Annotated in this window: 18 protein-coding genes; 10 read left to right on the top strand and 8 right to left on the bottom strand. The window is 70.2% G+C overall.

Features of this window, described 5'->3' with window-relative positions:
- Window positions 1–3: 3 nt before the first annotated feature.
- Window positions 4–675 (bottom strand): lysophospholipid acyltransferase family protein, encoded by a 672-nt coding sequence (locus DDF62_RS10535; protein WP_116489076.1) that lies wholly within the window; start codon window positions 673–675, stop codon window positions 4–6.
- 12 nt (window positions 676–687) lie between these two features.
- Entirely contained in the window at window positions 688–1,674 is a 987-nt protein-coding gene (locus DDF62_RS10530) for a phosphatidate cytidylyltransferase (protein WP_116489075.1), read from the bottom strand.
- 71 nt (window positions 1,675–1,745) lie between these two features.
- Between DDF62_RS10530 and DDF62_RS10525 the strand changes: the two genes are divergently transcribed.
- Complete coding sequence (locus tag DDF62_RS10525) at window positions 1,746–2,126, top strand: hypothetical protein (RefSeq protein ID WP_116489074.1); 381 nt, start codon at window positions 1,746–1,748, stop codon at window positions 2,124–2,126.
- Entirely contained in the window at window positions 2,123–2,809 is a 687-nt protein-coding gene (locus tag DDF62_RS10520; protein WP_116489073.1) for a CDP-alcohol phosphatidyltransferase family protein, read from the top strand. The genes DDF62_RS10525 and DDF62_RS10520 overlap by 4 nt, the downstream gene beginning before the upstream one ends.
- A 3-nt stretch (window positions 2,810–2,812) precedes the next feature.
- Here DDF62_RS10520 and DDF62_RS10515 read toward each other — a convergent pair whose 3' ends face one another.
- A complete protein-coding gene (locus tag DDF62_RS10515) occupies window positions 2,813–4,093 on the bottom strand; it encodes a pseudouridine synthase (RefSeq protein ID WP_116489072.1) in 1,281 nt (426 codons plus the stop codon).
- Between the two features lie 103 nt (window positions 4,094–4,196).
- On the opposite strand from DDF62_RS10515, the gene DDF62_RS10510 reads away from it, so the two are divergent.
- Window positions 4,197–4,661 carry a nucleoside deaminase gene (locus tag DDF62_RS10510; RefSeq protein ID WP_341871568.1) on the top strand — a complete coding sequence of 155 codons (465 nt, stop codon included), beginning with the start codon at window positions 4,197–4,199 and terminating at the stop codon, window positions 4,659–4,661.
- Window positions 4,662–4,777: 116 nt separating this feature from the next.
- On the opposite strand, the gene DDF62_RS10505 is transcribed toward DDF62_RS10510, so the two are convergent.
- Entirely contained in the window at window positions 4,778–5,182 is a 405-nt protein-coding gene (locus tag DDF62_RS10505) for a hypothetical protein (RefSeq protein WP_244286787.1), read from the bottom strand.
- A 118-nt stretch (window positions 5,183–5,300) separates the two neighbouring features.
- Here DDF62_RS10505 and pseB point away from each other — a divergent pair, with 118 nt between their 5' ends.
- Together pseB and pseC are read left to right on the top strand one after the other, a co-directional pair.
- Complete coding sequence (pseB, locus tag DDF62_RS10500; protein ID WP_101716424.1) at window positions 5,301–6,341, top strand: UDP-N-acetylglucosamine 4,6-dehydratase (inverting); 1,041 nt, start codon at window positions 5,301–5,303, stop codon at window positions 6,339–6,341.
- Window positions 6,338–7,498 (top strand): UDP-4-amino-4,6-dideoxy-N-acetyl-beta-L-altrosamine transaminase, encoded by a 1,161-nt coding sequence (pseC, locus tag DDF62_RS10495; protein WP_116489069.1) that lies wholly within the window; start codon window positions 6,338–6,340, stop codon window positions 7,496–7,498. The genes pseB and pseC overlap by 4 nt, the downstream gene beginning before the upstream one ends.
- Window positions 7,499–7,535: 37 nt before the next feature.
- On the opposite strand, the gene DDF62_RS10490 is transcribed toward pseC, so the two are convergent.
- From DDF62_RS10490 to DDF62_RS10480, 3 genes are all read right to left on the bottom strand, one after another.
- Window positions 7,536–7,847: an EthD family reductase gene (locus DDF62_RS10490; RefSeq protein WP_116489068.1), complete on the bottom strand. Its 312-nt coding sequence runs from the start codon at window positions 7,845–7,847 to the stop codon at window positions 7,536–7,538.
- Between the two features lie 74 nt (window positions 7,848–7,921).
- Window positions 7,922–8,233 (bottom strand): EthD family reductase, encoded by a 312-nt coding sequence (locus DDF62_RS10485; RefSeq protein WP_116489067.1) that lies wholly within the window; start codon window positions 8,231–8,233, stop codon window positions 7,922–7,924.
- A gap of 69 nt (window positions 8,234–8,302) precedes the next feature.
- Window positions 8,303–10,009, bottom strand: a complete 1,707-nt coding sequence (locus DDF62_RS10480; protein WP_116489066.1) for a hypothetical protein — start codon at window positions 10,007–10,009, stop codon at window positions 8,303–8,305.
- A gap of 230 nt (window positions 10,010–10,239) precedes the next feature.
- Between DDF62_RS10480 and DDF62_RS10475 the strand changes: the two genes are divergently transcribed.
- From DDF62_RS10475 to DDF62_RS10455, 5 genes are all read left to right on the top strand, one after another.
- Complete coding sequence (locus tag DDF62_RS10475; protein ID WP_058348723.1) at window positions 10,240–10,953, top strand: response regulator transcription factor; 714 nt, start codon at window positions 10,240–10,242, stop codon at window positions 10,951–10,953.
- Window positions 10,922–12,601 carry an ATP-binding protein gene (locus DDF62_RS10470; protein WP_116489065.1) on the top strand — a complete coding sequence of 560 codons (1,680 nt, stop codon included), beginning with the start codon at window positions 10,922–10,924 and terminating at the stop codon, window positions 12,599–12,601. Before DDF62_RS10475 ends, DDF62_RS10470 begins: the two co-directional genes overlap by 32 nt.
- Entirely contained in the window at window positions 12,598–13,032 is a 435-nt protein-coding gene (locus DDF62_RS10465) for an HPr kinase/phosphorylase (protein WP_116489064.1), read from the top strand. The genes DDF62_RS10470 and DDF62_RS10465 overlap by 4 nt, the downstream gene beginning before the upstream one ends.
- A 75-nt stretch (window positions 13,033–13,107) precedes the next feature.
- The gene (locus DDF62_RS10460) at window positions 13,108–13,512 is read left to right on the top strand and encodes a PTS sugar transporter subunit IIA (RefSeq protein ID WP_058348726.1); all 405 of its coding nucleotides are present in this window, start codon (window positions 13,108–13,110) and stop codon (window positions 13,510–13,512) included.
- Window positions 13,509–13,787 (top strand): HPr family phosphocarrier protein, encoded by a 279-nt coding sequence (locus tag DDF62_RS10455; protein WP_116489063.1) that lies wholly within the window; start codon window positions 13,509–13,511, stop codon window positions 13,785–13,787. The genes DDF62_RS10460 and DDF62_RS10455 overlap by 4 nt, the downstream gene beginning before the upstream one ends.
- Before the next feature lie 196 nt (window positions 13,788–13,983).
- Here DDF62_RS10455 and DDF62_RS10450 read toward each other — a convergent pair whose 3' ends face one another.
- A complete protein-coding gene (locus DDF62_RS10450) occupies window positions 13,984–14,769 on the bottom strand; it encodes an alpha/beta fold hydrolase (RefSeq protein WP_116489062.1) in 786 nt (261 codons plus the stop codon).
- Window positions 14,770–14,775: the final 6 nt, after the last annotated feature.

The raw sequence follows: 14,775 nt of genomic DNA, 5'->3' as shown, positions 1-14,775 counted from the left end.
CGATCAAGGCTCGTCCGACCAGCGCAGCGGCGGCGCCTGTTCCTTCAGGGCCAGCATGGCCTCGCGCAGGGCGTCCATGAACGGGCCCCGCCGGCCGGTCCAGGCCACCGGCTCGCCCACCAGCACCGCGCAGTTCAGCGGCACCGGCACGCTGGCGCCCTTGGGCAGCACCCGGCCGGCGCCCTGGATCCAGACCGGGATCACCGGGGCGTCGGGAAAGGCCTCGGCCAGGCGGGCGACCCCGCCCTTCAGCTGGCCCATGGCGTCGGTGGCGCCGTCGCCGCGCGTGCCTTCGGGAAAGACCAGAACGATCTCGCCCGCCGCCAGGGCGGCGCGGGCCGGGGCCAGCACGTCCTCGCCTTCTCCAGAGGCGGCCCGGCGGCCGGCCTTGCTGCGGGCCACCGGCACGATGCCGATCACGTGGCGCGAGAACCAGCCGATCACCGGGTCGCGCAGGAAATAGTCGGCCGCCGCCGCCGGCCGCAGCTTCGACACCGCCCGCGACGGGAAGATCGACAGCATCAAGAGGGTGTCGACATGGCTGGCGTGGTTGGCGGCGATGATCGCCGGGCCCTTCAGCGGCAGGCGCTCGCGGCCGGAGACGTCGGCCCCGGTCATGAACAGGGCCAGCGGCCGGGCGACGAGGACCAGCAGGAGGAAGCGGAGCAGGCGCACGGGACGACTAGATCAGAACCGGTCCAGCGCGAACAGCGCCATGAGGTGGAAGTAGAGCGGCGCGGTGAAGGTCAGGCTGTCGGCGCGGTCCAGCACCCCGCCGTGGCCGGGGATGGCATGCGAGGTGTCCTTGACGCCGATGTCGCGCTTGATGGCGCTCATGGTCACGTCGCCGGCGAAGCCCGCCGCCGGCAGCACGAAGGCGACGATGGCCAGGCCATGGCCCGAAAGCGGCGTGAACACCGGCCCGACGAACCAGATCAGGGCGGCGGTGGTTATCCAGCCGCCCAGAAACCCTTCCCAGGTCTTGTTGGGGCTGACGGTGGGCAGGATCTTGCGACGGCCAAAGAGCTTGCCCCAGACATACTGCGCGACGTCGTTGAACTCGGTGGCCAGCAGCAGGAAGAAAACGAGGCCCGCCGCCCCGGCCGGCAGGTTCTCGCTTTCCGGCACGCGCATCAGGAAGGCGACGAAACCCAGGTTGTAGACGCAGGTGACCAGGCCCCAATGGAAGGTCGCCGCGCTGGCCAGATAGCCCTTGGTCTGGCCGATCAGGGCCATCAGGGCGGGCAGGCCCAGGAACACCCACACCGGGATGAACACCAGGTAGAACATGTAGCGGTCGGCGAAGATGAAGCCGTAGGCGGCCAGCAGGCAGCCATAGGCCGCCAGGATCGCCGGCCGGTCCTCGCGCCGCCGGACCGCGAGAGACAGGAACTCGCGCAGGGCCAGGAACGAGATGAAGGCGAAGACGGCGGTGGTCGCCTGCCAGCCCAGCAGCAGCGCCCCGGCCAGCAGCGCCACCATCCCCCACCACGAGACGATGCGCAGCCGCAGTTCCTCGTACGACTTGCCCGGTTTCAGGCGCGGCAGCACCGCGGCGATGGCGCTGGCCACGCCCAGCAGGACCACCACGCCGGCCAGGCCCGCCAGCAGGGGCCTTGGCTGGGCGGCCAGGAAGCGGCCTGCGTGTCCGGTCAGATCGCCGACGAAATCCATGGACGCTCCCGTTCGCACTACTCCCGGTATAGCCTAGTTGCCGGCGGTTACGAGCCGGGGAGTTTTCGTCGATGTCGCGCCTGCTGCGCTCCAGCCTGGTCCACGCCGCCTTCGGCTTCCTGCTGATGGGCGGCTGGACCCTGTGGGCCAACCACGCCCATGGCCTGGTGTGGGGAGCGGCGATCGCCCAGGGCCTGCTGTCGGCCGGCCTGACGGCGCTGCTGAAGAAGACGCTGGAGCGGCTGGATGGGCGGTTCTCGGGCCTTGTCGCCCTGGCCCTTCCGCCGGCGATCACGGCCAGCGCCATCCTGGCGACCCTGACCATCGTCCATCGCCTGATCGGCACGCCGGAACTTCTGGCGACGATCGCCTTTCCCTGGACGATGTCGACGCTCTACGCCATCGCCTACAACGCCCGCCTGGTCGCCGACCGGAGGAAGACCGCGCCATGACCGATGCTCCCGAGACCGCCGCTCCCGACCTGACCAATCGCCGGCCGCTGAAGACGCGGGGCGCGGCCTGGGCCGGGCGTCTGGCGGCCGCCATCGCCGGCAAGGGTGTCAGCGCCGACGTGATCTCGGGCCTGGGTCTCGCCTTCGCGGTGCTGGGCGGCGCCCTGCTGGCGGCCAGCGGCGGGGTCGAGGACGGCTGGCGCTCGCTGTGCCTGGTGCTGGGGGCGACCTGCGTGCAGTTGCGGCTGGCCTGCAACCTGCTCGACGGCATGGTGGCGGTGGAGCATGGCCGCGCCAGCCCCTACGGCCCGATCTGGAACGAGCTGCCCGACCGTATCGCCGACGTTCTGTTCCTGGCCGGGGCCGGTTATGGCGCGATGAGCGCGGGCTTTTCCGGCGGCCCGGCCCTGGGCTGGATCTGCGCGGCCCTGGCCATGCTGACGGCCTATGTGCGCGAGCTGGGCCGAGGCCTGGGTTTCGCCGCCGACTTCTCGGGGCCCATGGCCAAGCCGCACCGCATGGCCGCCCTGACGGCGACCTGCGCGATCGCCGCCTTCGAGCCGCTGTGGCGCGGCCGGGGCGAGGTGCTGGCCGCCGGCCTGGCCGTGATCGCGGTCGGAACCCTGGTCACCGTCGTGCGCCGCACCCGCACCCTGGCCGAGCGGCTGGCGGATCGGCGCTAGAGGCTACCGCTTGGGACCACGCGGGGCTGGCTTGCCGCCGGTCGCGCGCGGACCCTTGAAGTCGGCCGGCTTGCCCGAACGCGCCGGGGCGACGTTGCCGCGCGTGGCGCCTTGCGGGGCGATCTTGCCGGCGGGACGGGCGCCCGGCTTGCCGGCCGCGCCCTTGGTCGCCGCGCCCTTCGCGCCCGGCTTGGCAGGACCCTTGCCGCGCCCGGGGGCCTCGGTGACGAACTTGGTGTCGATCGACTTGGGCTTGTGCGTCTTGGACTTGTGGCCGTCGGTGCGGATCTTGGCCTTGGCCCAGCCGGCCTTGTAGACCTTCTTGGGCTCCTCGACCTTGGGCGTGGCGATCTGCGGGGCGCGGCCCGACGGCGCGCGCCGCTGGACCTCGCCGCCGCGCAGGCGCTCGCCGTCCTTGGCCACGCCCGGCGCGTACAGCGGATCGGCGACGCCGACGAACTGCGGCTTGTCGCCCTGGGGCATGTTCTCGTCGGCGATGACGCCGGCCAGCAGCTCGCGGATCACCCGGGGGCCGACCTCCTCGACCTGGCCGGCCTGCAGCGTGCCCAGCGCGAACGGGCCGTAGGACAGGCGGATCAGGCGGTTGACCTTCAGGCCGACCGACTCCAGCACCTTGCGGACCTCGCGGTTCTTGCCTTCCGACAGGGTGACCGTGATCCAGACGTTGCGGCCGCCGCCGGCCTTGTCCTGGGCCTTGTCGAGGCGGGCCTCGATCGGGCCGTAGCGGACGCCCTCGATGGTCGTGCCGTCCTTCAGCCTGTCCAGCGTCTCCTGGGTGGCGTGGCCGAAGGCGCGGGCGCGATAGCGGCGGGTCCAGGCGTTCTGCGGCATCTCCAGGGCGCGCGACAGCTCGCCGTCGTTGGTCAGCAGCAGCAGGCCCTCGGAATTGAGGTCGAGACGGCCGACCGAGATCACCCGCGGCAGGCCGTTGGGCAGGGCGCCGAACACGGTGGGGCGGCCGCCCGGATCGTTGTGGGTGGTCACAAGGCCGGTGGGCTTGTGATAGCGGAACAGGCGGGTCGGCTGGCGGTCCTCGACCAGCTTGCCGTCGACGACCAGCAGGTCGCCCGGGAACACCCGCACGGCCGGGGTGGTCAGCACCTGGCCGTTCAGCACGACCTTGCCGGCCTCGATCAGCCGCTCGACCTCGCGCCGCGAGGCCACGCCCGCGCGGGCCAGGGCCTTGGCGACGCGCTCGCCGCCCTCGGCGTCCGGATCGTGCTCGACGGCGTCGTGCAGGGCGGGCTGGTACTTGTCGGTCATGCCTTTGGTCCTTCGATGGGAGGGGCGCATCATCACGATGGGCTGCTTGTGGTGATGGCGCCGAACCGCCATAGGATCAAGCCTCGCAGCCGGAGGCCCCGCCATCACCGACGAAGACGCCATGGCCCTGGCCCTCGACGAGGCCCGCGCGGCCGCCGAGCGGGGCGAGACGCCGGTGGGGGCGGTGATCCTGGATCCGAAGACGGGCGAGGTGATCGCGCGGGCCGGCAACGGCCCGATCGCGGCGCACGATCCCACGGCCCACGCCGAGATCGCGGTCATGCGGCTGGCGGCGGCGAAGCTGGAAAACTACCGGCTGACCGACCTGACCCTGGTGGTGACGCTGGAGCCCTGCGCCATGTGCGCCGGGGCGATCAGCCACGCCCGCATCGGCCGGGTGGTCTGGGGCGCCGACGATCCCAAGGGCGGGGCGGTGGTCCACGGCCCGAAGTTCTTCGCCCAGCCCACCTGCCACTGGCGGCCGGAGACGACGGGCGGGGTGATGGCGCAGGAAAGCGCCGACCTGCTGCGCGGGTTCTTCCGCGCGCGGCGCAAGGGCAAAGGCTGAGCCTTCGTGCGTGATCCTCGTCCTTCGACAGGCTCAGGATGAGGACCAGTTCAGGCGCCGAGGATCAGTAGAAACCTCATCCTGAGCTTGTCGAAGGACGAGGTTTCGGACCCTGGCTAGTTCACCATCGCCGAGCCGAGCAGGACCTTGGCTCCCTTCTTGCCCAGCACGCGATCGGTCGCCTTCTGCATCTCAGCGCCGACATAGTCGAGGTCGGGAACGGCGCCCCGGCGCAGGCCCGAGGCGTAGGTCATCAGCACCTGGGCGAAGGCCGCGCGCAGGCGCGGGGTCGAGGCCTGGGCGTGCTCCATGACCTTGGGGTCCTTGGCCTCTATGCCGGTCTCCAGGGTCATCACGCCCTTGCGGCCGTCGCGGCGGATGGCCGTGGCGGTGATGGTCGGCAGGGCGAAATAGGTCGGCGGCGCCTCCTTCTTGGCTTCGCCGCCGCTGGCCAGGGCGGGCGAGGCGCAAAGACCGGCGAGCGTCAGGACGGCGGCGAGGAGGGCGAGGGTGCGGCGCATGGCCTTCCGCATAACCCGTCGTGGTTGACGTCCTCTTTACGTCTGGCGCCGCACAAACGCGTTAACCTAGATTCCCCGTGCGTCAGATGCGCGCGCGGCGGGTGCGAGGAGGCTGATCTTGGGACGCTTTTCACCGCAATCCCTCGACCTTGACGGCAAGGTGATCCTGGTCACCGGCGGCACTGGCTCGTTCGGACGCCGGTTCATCGAGACGGTGCTCAAGCGGTCGAGCCCGCGCAAGGTCATCATCTATTCCCGCGACGAGCTGAAGCAGAGCGACATGCAGCTGGAGCTGCGTGAGCAGTTCGACGAGGCCGACTTCGCCAAGCTGCGCTTCTTCCTCGGCGACGTGCGTGACCGCGAGCGCCTGACCCTGGCCCTGCGTGGGGTCGACATCGTCATCCACGCCGCGGCGCTCAAGCAGGTGCCGGCCGCCGAATACAATCCGTCCGAATGCATCCACACCAACGTGCTAGGCGCCGAGAACGTGGTCTGGGCCAGCCTCAACAACCACGTGAAACAGGTCGTGGCCCTGTCGACCGACAAGGCCTGCAACCCCACCAACCTGTACGGCGCGACCAAGCTGGCGTCGGACAAGACCTTCGTGGCGGCCAACAACCTGTCGGGCGACATCGGCACGCGGTTCTGCGTCGTGCGCTACGGCAATGTCGTGGGATCGCGCGGCAGCGTCGTGCCGCTCTATCGCCGCCTGCTGGACCAGGGCGCGACCGAGCTGCCGATCACCGATCCGCGCATGACCCGCTTCTGGATCACGCTGAACGAAGGCGTCGACTTCGTGCTGTCGTCGCTGAACCTGATGCGCGGCGGCGAGATCTTCGTGCCCAAGATCCCGTCCATGGCCATGCCGGACCTCGTGAAGGCCATGTCGCCCAGCGCGGGCGTCAAGGTGATCGGCATCCGTCCGGGTGAGAAGCTGCACGAGATCATGATCAGCGCCGACGACGCCCGCTCGACGGTGGAGTTCGACGACCGCTTCGCCATCGAGCCCAACTTCGCCGAGTTCGGCCGCGAGCCCTATTCCGAGGCCGACGGCGCCAAGCGCGTGGCCGAGGATTTCTCCTACAGCAGCGACAACAACCACGACTGGCTCTCGCCCGAAGGCCTGCTGGCCATGCTGGAGGAGAAGGCCGCGCGATGAGCGGCTTCCTCCCCTACGGCAGGCAGACGATCGAGGACGACGACATCGCCGCGGTGGCGGAGGCCTTGCGCGCTGATTTCCTGACCACGGGCCCGACGGTCGAGGCCTTCGAGGCGGCCTTCAAGGCCAAGGTCGGGGCGCAGCACGCCATCGCCGTCTCCAACGGCACGGCGACCCTGCACCTGGCGATGATGGCTCTGGGAGTCGGCGAGGGCGACGTCTGCATCGCCCCGTCGGTGACCTTCCTGGCCACGGCCAACTGCGCCCGCTACGCCGGGGCCGAGGTGGTGTTCGCCGACGTCGATCCCGACAGCGGCCTGATGACCCCCGACACCCTGGCCGACGCCCTGTCCCGCGTAGGCGACCGTCGCGTGCGGGCCGTGCTGCCGGTGCACCTGCGCGGCGACGTCTGCGACCTGCCGGCGTTGAGGGCCATGGCCAGCGCCGCCGGCGCGGTGCTGGTCGAGGACGCGCCGCACGCCCTGGGCTCGGTGGCCACCTTCGGAAACGAGGCCCATCCGGTCGGCGACTGCGCCTATTCGAGTTTCGCCAGCTTCTCGTTCCATCCGGTCAAGACGCTGGCCACCGGCGAGGGCGGCATGCTGACCACCAATGACGCGGCGCTGGCGGCCAAGGCCCGATCCCTGCGCGGCCACGGCATGGTGCGTCCGGCCGGCGCCGAGCCCTGGGTCTACGAGATGCCGGAGCTGGGCTTCAACTACCGCATCCCCGACGTGTTGTGCGCCCTGGGGATCTCGCAGCTGGCCAAGCTCGACCGCTTCGTCGAGCGCCGGCGGACGCTGGCGGCGCGCTACCAGGCGCTGCTGGAACCGCTGTCGCCGCTGGTTCGGCTGGCGGCCAGCCCGAGCTGGTCCGACCCGGCCCTGCACCTGCTGACCGTGCTGATCGACTTCGAGGCCGCCATGACCAGCCGCGCGGCGGTGGTCGAAAGCCTGAAGGCGCAAGGGGTCGGCACCCAGGTCCACTACATCCCGGTGCACCGCCAGCCGTACTACGTGAACCGGTATGGCCTGGCCGACCTGCCCGGCGCCGACGCCTGGTATGACCGCTGCCTGACGCTGCCGCTCTATCCGGGGATGTCCGACGAGGATCCCGACCGGGTGGTCGAGGCGCTGGCGCGGGCGCTCGCCCTCTGAAACCTCTCCCATAGGGAGAGGTTTCCGCAGGTTGGTCCTACCCCGCCGCGTAGATCTCGATCACCGGCGCGATGTCGGTGAAATTGGCCACGTCGGCGTGCAGGCCGGGCGCGACGGGGCTTTCCAGGCAGGCGCGCATGGCCGCCTCGTCGCGGAAGGTCAGGTGCGCCATCGCCACGAAAGGCGGCGGGCCGCCGTCCAGGGCCGACACCCCGCGATAGACCCGTGCATCCAGCAGGCCGGTCTGCGCCAAGGCCTCGCGCACCATGCGGATGTGGGTCCGCGCGTAGTAGTCGTGGTCGAAGCGGGCGCCGTCGCGGGCCGGATAGACGATGCTGATGAAGGCCATGATGGGTTCCGGACGGCTGTGGGCGAGAGCGACAGATCGGCCGCCCGCGCCCGCCGGTCAAGCTTGCAGGCGGCCTACGGCTCGACGCTGATCTGGATCACCGGCGTGATGTCGGTGAAGTTGGCGACGTCGGCCTGGACGGCGGGGGCCTCGGGGCCGCCCAGCGAGGCTTGCAGCGCGGCGGCGTCGCGGAAGGTCAGGTGCACCATGGCTACGAACGGCGGCGGCGAGCCGTCGGGACCGGGCGCGCCGCGCAGGATCCGGGTGTCGACGAGTCCGGTCGGGCCGAAAGCCTTCTGCGCCAGCGGGATGTGGACCGCCTTGTAGTAGTCGTGATCGAACTTCGCGCCCTCGTGGGCGGGATAGAAGACGCTGAAGACGGCCATTGGGGGCTCCGTACTCTGGGAGCACGGATTTGGGGACGCGTCAGGTCGCGGACAAGTTTGGAAGGGGCCTCAGGCCGCCTGTTGCTGCTGCACCAGGCCCTTGAGCAGGTCGAGGGTCTCGGGGCTGGCGGCCAGCTGTTCGCGGGCCTCGGGCGCGCGGGCCAGCTTCAGGGCCTCCAGCCGCGCGCGGTCGGCGACCGGGCCGGTAGGGCCGGCCTCGCCCGTCGCCAGCTTCGCCAGCAGCGCCAGGCGCTGGGGCAGGGGGGCGGGGGCGCGGACCAGCAGAGACAGAAGGCGGGCGTCGGCCTCGACCATGCCGCCGACGTCGCCGAGCTTGGCGCACAGCGGACCATAGTCCTCGACCACCAGGCCCGAACGGGTCAGCGACTTCTGCAGCGCCGCGAGGGCGGCCAGCTTCACCGACGGGGTGTCGGGACCCTGGCGCATCTCTTTCTCGAAGCGCATGGCCTGGATGTTGGCCGACAGCCATCGGGCGGCGTGGCGCTTGTTGACCGCGCCCATGACGTTCTCGGCCAGGCGGATCAGCATGACGACCTCTTCGCGGGCCGAGCGGTCGCGGCCCAGCAAGGCCTCGATGAAGTCGCCGTTGAGCAGGGTCTTGGAGCGGGTGGTGAAGGCCGCGGTGATGTCCTCGGCCGGCAGGATGCGGCCGGCGGCGGCCGTCAGGCTCATCGCCAGGGCGCGCAGGTGCTCGATCTCGCTCTCGGCGTCGGTCGGCTTGAGGCGGCGCACGCCGTTCAGCTCCTTGAGCACCCGGCGGGCGATCGAGGCGCGGACGGTGGGGAAGTTGTCGCCGCACAGCCATTGGCCCAGGCGCTTGGCCGTGCCCGACAGCTCGGGCATGCAGTTGCGGACGCTGGCCTCGACCTTGATCAGCATCTCGACCTGCGAACCGCCGGCCAGGCGGGTCATGGCCGCCAGGGTCGCGCCCAGGTCGTCGGCGGTGTTGAGCAGGTCGGCCATGCCGGCCTTGGAGCCGATGATCTCGGCCAGCGGGGTCTCGATGGCGGCCAGGGCGGCGGCGCGGGCCTTGGGCTCGGTCGGCGCGGCGTCGGCCAGGTCGAGCAGGCGGGCGATCTTCTCGCTCCAGTCCTTGGCCGGGGCGATCGAGGCGGCGACGCCGGCCCCCAGCAGGAAGGCGCGGTCGGGGTCGGCGGCCAGGCGCTCGGCGGCTTTCGCGAAGCCTTCCTTGTCGAGGTCCGGCAGCTGGCCCTTCTTGAAGGCCTTCATCAGGTTGGCGACCGAGCGCTCCACCAGGCCCTGGAAGTTGCGGATCAGCTCATGGACCGACATGCCCCGGGCCTCGGCCTCGGGAATGGCGATCTTCTGCAGGGCGTGCTGCAGGTCCGTGCCGGAGGCTTCAAGCTTCTCGACCAGGTCGGGACGGTGCAGCAGCTCGAAGGGCGTGGCCTTGTGGCGCTGCAGCCAGCTTTCCAGCAGGCGGCCGATACGGTCGCGGGCGTGGGCGGTGTACAGGTCGGCCGGCTGCACGCACAGCGGCTCCATCTCTTCCACCGGCTTCTTCGGCTTGCCGCCGTCGACCATGCCCTTGGTGAAGATCGAGATGGAGCGATATTCGCGGGTTTCGGGGTCCAGGGTCTCTTTCGAGACCCGCACGGCGACCGCGCGCCCCGAGTTCAGCACTTCCTCGGCCTGGGCCAGGGCGTGGCTGCGGATCTCGGTGGCCATGTCCAGAGTCCATTGCGCGCCGACCTTGCGGCGCACGAATAGCTCGTAATGGACCTGGTCGCTCATGGGCTTTATGGGGCTCCTGGATCGTGACTATGACTTGCGAGACCTTAAGGCGAGGTTGAAAGGCGAAGACCATCGTTCGGCGCCGCTGCCGCAACTGTGTCCAAGCCCGCCACGCCCCGGCCGCAATAGGGTTTGAAAAGACACGATGGAAAGCTTGGCCGCTCCGCGCGTTGTAGCGGAGCGCGGTGGTCGATAGGATCACCTGGAAGGTATTCGGAGGACTAGACGGCTTGGCCGAGATCACGCTCATCGACGACGACGAGAACATCGTCGCTTCGGTCTCCCTGGCCCTGGAGAGCCACGGCCACACGGTGAAGGCCTATTACGACGGCGTCTCGGGTCTCGAGGCGGTGGAGAGCAATCCGCCGGACCTCGTGATCCTCGACGTCAAGATGCCGCGCATGGACGGCATGGAAGTGCTGCGTCGCCTGCGCCAGTCGTCCGAGACGCCGGTCATCATGCTGACCTCGAAGGACGACGAGATCGACGAGATCCTCGGCTTCAACCTCGGGGCCGACGACTACATGCACAAGCCGTTCAGCCAGCGCCTGCTGCTGGAACGGGTGAAGGCCGTCCTGCGCCGGGCCCGTCCCGACGAGGAAGACCCGGCCGCGCCCGGTCCGGCCGGCGCCGCGGGCTCCAAGGTCATGAAGCGCGGCAAGCTGACGCTCGATCCGGCCCGCCACGACAGCCTGTGGGACGGCAAGCCGGTGCGCCTGACGGTCACCGAGTTCCTGCTGCTGCAATCGCTGGCCCAGCGTCCCGGCTTCGTGAAGAGCCGCGACAACCTGATGGACGCCGCCTACGACGATCAGGTCTATGTCGACGACCGCACGATCGACAGCCACATCAAGCGGATGCGCAAGAAGTTCCGCCAGGTGGACCCCGAGTTCGATTCCATCGAAACCCTGTATGGCGTCGGCTACCGCTACCGCGAAGCCTGAGGTCGGGCCCGAGGCCGAGCCGCGCGACCGGCGCCGGCTGACCTGGCCGCGCGCCTCGCGGCTGGGGCGGCTGATCATCGGCCTGAACCTGCTGGCCCTGGCTATACTGGTGGTCGGGGCCCTGGTGCTCAACGAGCTGCGCAGCGGCCTGATCAACGCCCGCATCGACAGCCTCAGCACCCAGGGCGAGCTGATCGCCAACATCATCGAACGGGCCGCCACCGTGGGCGAGCCCGAGCCGGCGCTCGACGTGGCGGCGGCCAACGACATCCTGCAGTCGTTCTTCAGCGGCCATTCCCAGCGCGCCCGCCTCTATGACGGCGAAGGCCGGCTGCTGGCCGATTCCTACCTGGTCGAGGACCGGGTCGAGTGGAAGGTGCTGCCGCCGGCCCGCAAGTCGGGCGACAACGGCTTCAAGCTTTCGTTGCAGGACAAGGACGCCAAGCCGCGCGCCCTGGAACGGGCCAAGGCCGAGTTCGAGCAGGAAATCGAGCGCGCCCGCATGGGCGAGACCGTCAAGCAGGTGCGCCTGGCCGAGAACGGCGAGCGGGTGGTGTCGGTGTCGATCCCGATCCAGCACGTCCGCGCCGTGCTGGGCGTGCTGACCGTCGAGGCCGGCGACGTCGACGAGATCATCGGCGCCGAGCGCAAGGCCTTGCTGCCGTTCGTGCTGGTGGCCGTGGGCGCGGTGCTGGTCTCATCCGTGCTGCTGCACCGCCTGGTGGCCCAGCCGGTGCTGCGCATGGCGCGGGCCGCCGACCACGTGCGCCTGGAAGGCGCGCGGGCCATCAGCCTGCCCGACATCTCGCGCCGCAACGACGAGATCGGCGACCTTTCCAGGTCGCTGGAGGAGATGACCGAGGCCCTGTCCGAGCGGATGGGGGCCATCGAGCGCTTCGCCGCCGACGTGGCCCACGAGATCAAGAATCCGCTGACCTCGATCCGCTCGGCGATCGAGACCCTGGACCTGGTCACCGAGGCCAAGGCCCGCCAGCGCCTGCTGGGCATACTGCAACAGGACGTCGGGCGCCTGGACCGGTTGGTCACCGACATTTCGAACGCCTCGCGGCTCGACGCCGAGCTGTCGCGCGAACTGCCCAAGGTCATGGACCTGGCCCGCCTGCTGACCGAGGCGGTGAGCATCTACGAGGCCCAGGTGCGTGGCGAGGAGCCGCCGTTCAGCGTCCGCGTGCGCCTGACCGGCGCGCCGACGGGGGCCGTACGGGTGATGGCCCGCGAGATCCCGGTCGGCCAGGTGTTCCGCAACCTGATCGACAACGCCCGCTCGTTCAGCGCCGGCGACGGCGAGGTGCGGATCGGCCTGGTGCGCCAGAACGGTCGGCTGGTCGTCACGATCGACGACGACGGTCCCGGCATCCCGCCCGACAACCTCGAGACCATCTTCGAGCGCTTCTACACCTCGCGGCCCAAGGGGCGGGCGTTCGGCGGCAATTCGGGCCTGGGCCTGTCGATCGCCCGCCAGATCGTCGAGGCGCATGGCGGCCGGATCCACGCCGAGAACCGCCAGGACGAGGCCGGCAAGGTGATCGGCGCGCGGTTCGTGGTCGAACTGCCCGAGCATCGCGACGGCCACGCCCACGGCCATCACGGCCGTGACGGCCACCACCATCACGGAGGCCGCGAGTGATCCGCCACGCGGGCCTGGTGGCCAGGCGCGTCGGCGGGCTCTGGCGCGGCGTGCTGATCGAAGGCGCTTCGGGCGCCGGCAAGAGCGACCTGGCCCTGCGGGCGCTGGAGGCGGGCTTTAGGCTGGTGGCCGACGACCGAGTGGTGACCTTCGTGTCGGAGGGGCGGCTCTATGGCCGCGCGCCCGATCCGCTGAGGGGCCTGATGGAGGTTCGCGGCTTCGGGATCGTCCCCGAACCGGCCCTGCCGTTCGCCGAAATCACCCTCCTGGCGCGCTGTGTCGACGATCCGGCGCGGATCGAGCGCCTGCCCCCGACCCGCACGGAACGCCTTCTGGGGTTGGATTTGCCGGCTTTCGAGCTGTGGCCGCTCGAGCCCGCCGCGCCCGCGAAGATCGCCAGGATGCTGGAGCATCTTGGAGTCGCCCCCTAACAAGCGTATCAAGGCGACCCGCGCGGCGCCTCCCTGCCGTATCGGGCGAAGGGGATCCCGTTTGAGAGACCAGGCATGATCGGGCTCGTGATCGTCACGCACGGGCGTTTGGCGGAGGAATTCGTTTCCGCCATGGAGCATGTGGTGGGGCCGCAGACCGCGGTGAAGGCCATCTGCATCGGGCCGGAAGACGACATGGAGCGTCGCCGGTCGGACATTCTGAAGGCCTGCGCCGCCGTCGACGACGGCGCCGGGGTCATCCTGCTGACCGACATGTTCGGCGGCACGCCCAGCAACCTGGCCATCTCGGTCATGGAGCAGACCAAGGCCGAGGTCATCGCCGGCCTGAACCTGCCGATGCTGATCAAGCTGGCCAGCGTGCGCACCCGCGACGACCTGGACGCCTGCGTCGCCCACGCCCAGGAGGCTGGACGCAAATACATCTCCGTGGCCTCCTACGTGCTGGCGGGAGAGAAATGAGTCGAACGGCGGCGGCCACGGTCGAGATCATCAACGAGCGCGGGCTGCATGCCCGGGCCTCGGCCAAGTTCGTCAAGCTGGCCTCGGGTTTCGACGCCGAGGTCACCGTCGCCCGCGAAGGTTCCAGCGTCGACGCCCGCTCGATCATGGGCCTTATGATGCTGGCCGCCGGCATCGGCTCGACCATCGACATCGCCGCCGAGGGCCCCGAGGCCGAAGCCGCCGTCGACGCCCTGGTCGAACTGGTCGGCAACCGCTTCGACGAAGAGCGGTAGGGCGGCTCAGGTCAGGGGGCGCCTCTGAACCTGTCCTAGTTATCCCGTCATTCCCGCCCTTGTGGCGGGAACCCCTCTGTCAGCCGCAAGGGCGGGAGAGGCGGCGTGCCGGCACGCCGCTTGCGCTTCACGATGCGTGTGGAGCCAGGGTTTCCCGGCACAAGGGCGGGAATGACGGGAGTTGGGGGGCGAGCCTCTACCCCGCCTTCGCCGTCATCCACCGCGCCGCCAGCTCCGGCCACGCTCCATGCGTGCCCGCCAACTCGCGCAGGGCGAAGCCGTGCGGGGCCTGGCCGAAGACGTGGGCGTCGAGATCCAGCTTCAGGTCGCGGGCGGTCGTGATGAAGTTCAGCGCATGCTCGACCGGCACCACCTCGTCGAGCAGGGCGTAGGCCAGGAACACCGGGCAGGCCGGCACGCCGTGCGGCTGCGCCGCGATGCCGATCGGCCAGGCGTCGTAGAAGGCCTGCTTTTCCACGGGCGGATAGTCGGGCTTGCCGGCCGGGGCCTTGTAGTCGCGGTGGTTGGCGTTGATCGGGGCATAGGTGATCAGCACGCCGGCAAGGTCCGCAGCCTTCTGGCAGGCCAGGGTCCCGGCCAGGTGGCCGCCCGACGACAGGCCCAGCACGAAGCTCGGCAGGTCGGTGGGGATCGCCTCAAGCGCCGAGAGGCCGTCGGTCAGGGCGATGTCGAAGGGCCAGACCCCGTCCGGGCTCGCCGCGCCCGGCAGGCGATGGGCCAGCACATAGGCGTCGTAGCCCAGTCCGTTCAGCCACAGCGCCGCCTCGACGCCCTCGCGGTCGTGCATCAGCCGCAGATAGCCGCCGCCGGCGCAGACCAGAACCCGGCCCTTGGGAGCCTCGACGCGGAAGGCGTGTAGTTCGGCGCGCGTGACCACATCGATCGTGCGGTCGGGCCAGGCGCCTTCGATGACGTTGGCCGGGCCGTCGCTGAGGACGATGATCTCGGTCGGCTGCTGCATGGCGCG

Origin of the sequence: Caulobacter radicis, assembly GCF_003094615.1 — a bacterium.
GTDB classification, from domain to species: domain Bacteria; phylum Pseudomonadota; class Alphaproteobacteria; order Caulobacterales; family Caulobacteraceae; genus Caulobacter; species Caulobacter radicis.
This window is presented reverse-complemented; position numbering and strand designations above follow the sequence as displayed.

Excerpts from the sequence above, each read along its gene's own strand:
- DDF62_RS10530 (WP_116489075.1), bottom strand. The coding sequence starts at position 1,674 with ATGGATTTCGTCGGCGATCTGACCGGACACGCAGGCCGCTTCCTGGCC.
- DDF62_RS10525 (WP_116489074.1), top strand. The coding sequence starts at position 1,746 with ATGTCGCGCCTGCTGCGCTCCAGCCTGGTCCACGCCGCCTTCGGCTTC.
- DDF62_RS10520 (WP_116489073.1), top strand. The coding sequence starts at position 2,123 with ATGACCGATGCTCCCGAGACCGCCGCTCCCGACCTGACCAATCGCCGG.
- DDF62_RS10515 (WP_116489072.1), bottom strand. The coding sequence starts at position 4,093 with ATGACCGACAAGTACCAGCCCGCCCTGCACGACGCCGTCGAGCACGAT.
- DDF62_RS10505 (WP_244286787.1), bottom strand. The coding sequence starts at position 5,182 with ATGCGCCGCACCCTCGCCCTCCTCGCCGCCGTCCTGACGCTCGCCGGT.
- pseC (WP_116489069.1), top strand. The coding sequence starts at position 6,338 with ATGAGCGGCTTCCTCCCCTACGGCAGGCAGACGATCGAGGACGACGAC.
- DDF62_RS10490 (WP_116489068.1), bottom strand. The coding sequence starts at position 7,847 with ATGGCCTTCATCAGCATCGTCTATCCGGCCCGCGACGGCGCCCGCTTC.
- DDF62_RS10485 (WP_116489067.1), bottom strand. The coding sequence starts at position 8,233 with ATGGCCGTCTTCAGCGTCTTCTATCCCGCCCACGAGGGCGCGAAGTTC.
- DDF62_RS10480 (WP_116489066.1), bottom strand. The coding sequence starts at position 10,009 with ATGAGCGACCAGGTCCATTACGAGCTATTCGTGCGCCGCAAGGTCGGC.
- DDF62_RS10470 (WP_116489065.1), top strand. The coding sequence starts at position 10,922 with ATGGCGTCGGCTACCGCTACCGCGAAGCCTGAGGTCGGGCCCGAGGCC.
- DDF62_RS10460 (WP_058348726.1), top strand. The coding sequence starts at position 13,108 with ATGATCGGGCTCGTGATCGTCACGCACGGGCGTTTGGCGGAGGAATTC.
- DDF62_RS10455 (WP_116489063.1), top strand. The coding sequence starts at position 13,509 with ATGAGTCGAACGGCGGCGGCCACGGTCGAGATCATCAACGAGCGCGGG.
- DDF62_RS10450 (WP_116489062.1), bottom strand. The coding sequence starts at position 14,769 with ATGCAGCAGCCGACCGAGATCATCGTCCTCAGCGACGGCCCGGCCAAC.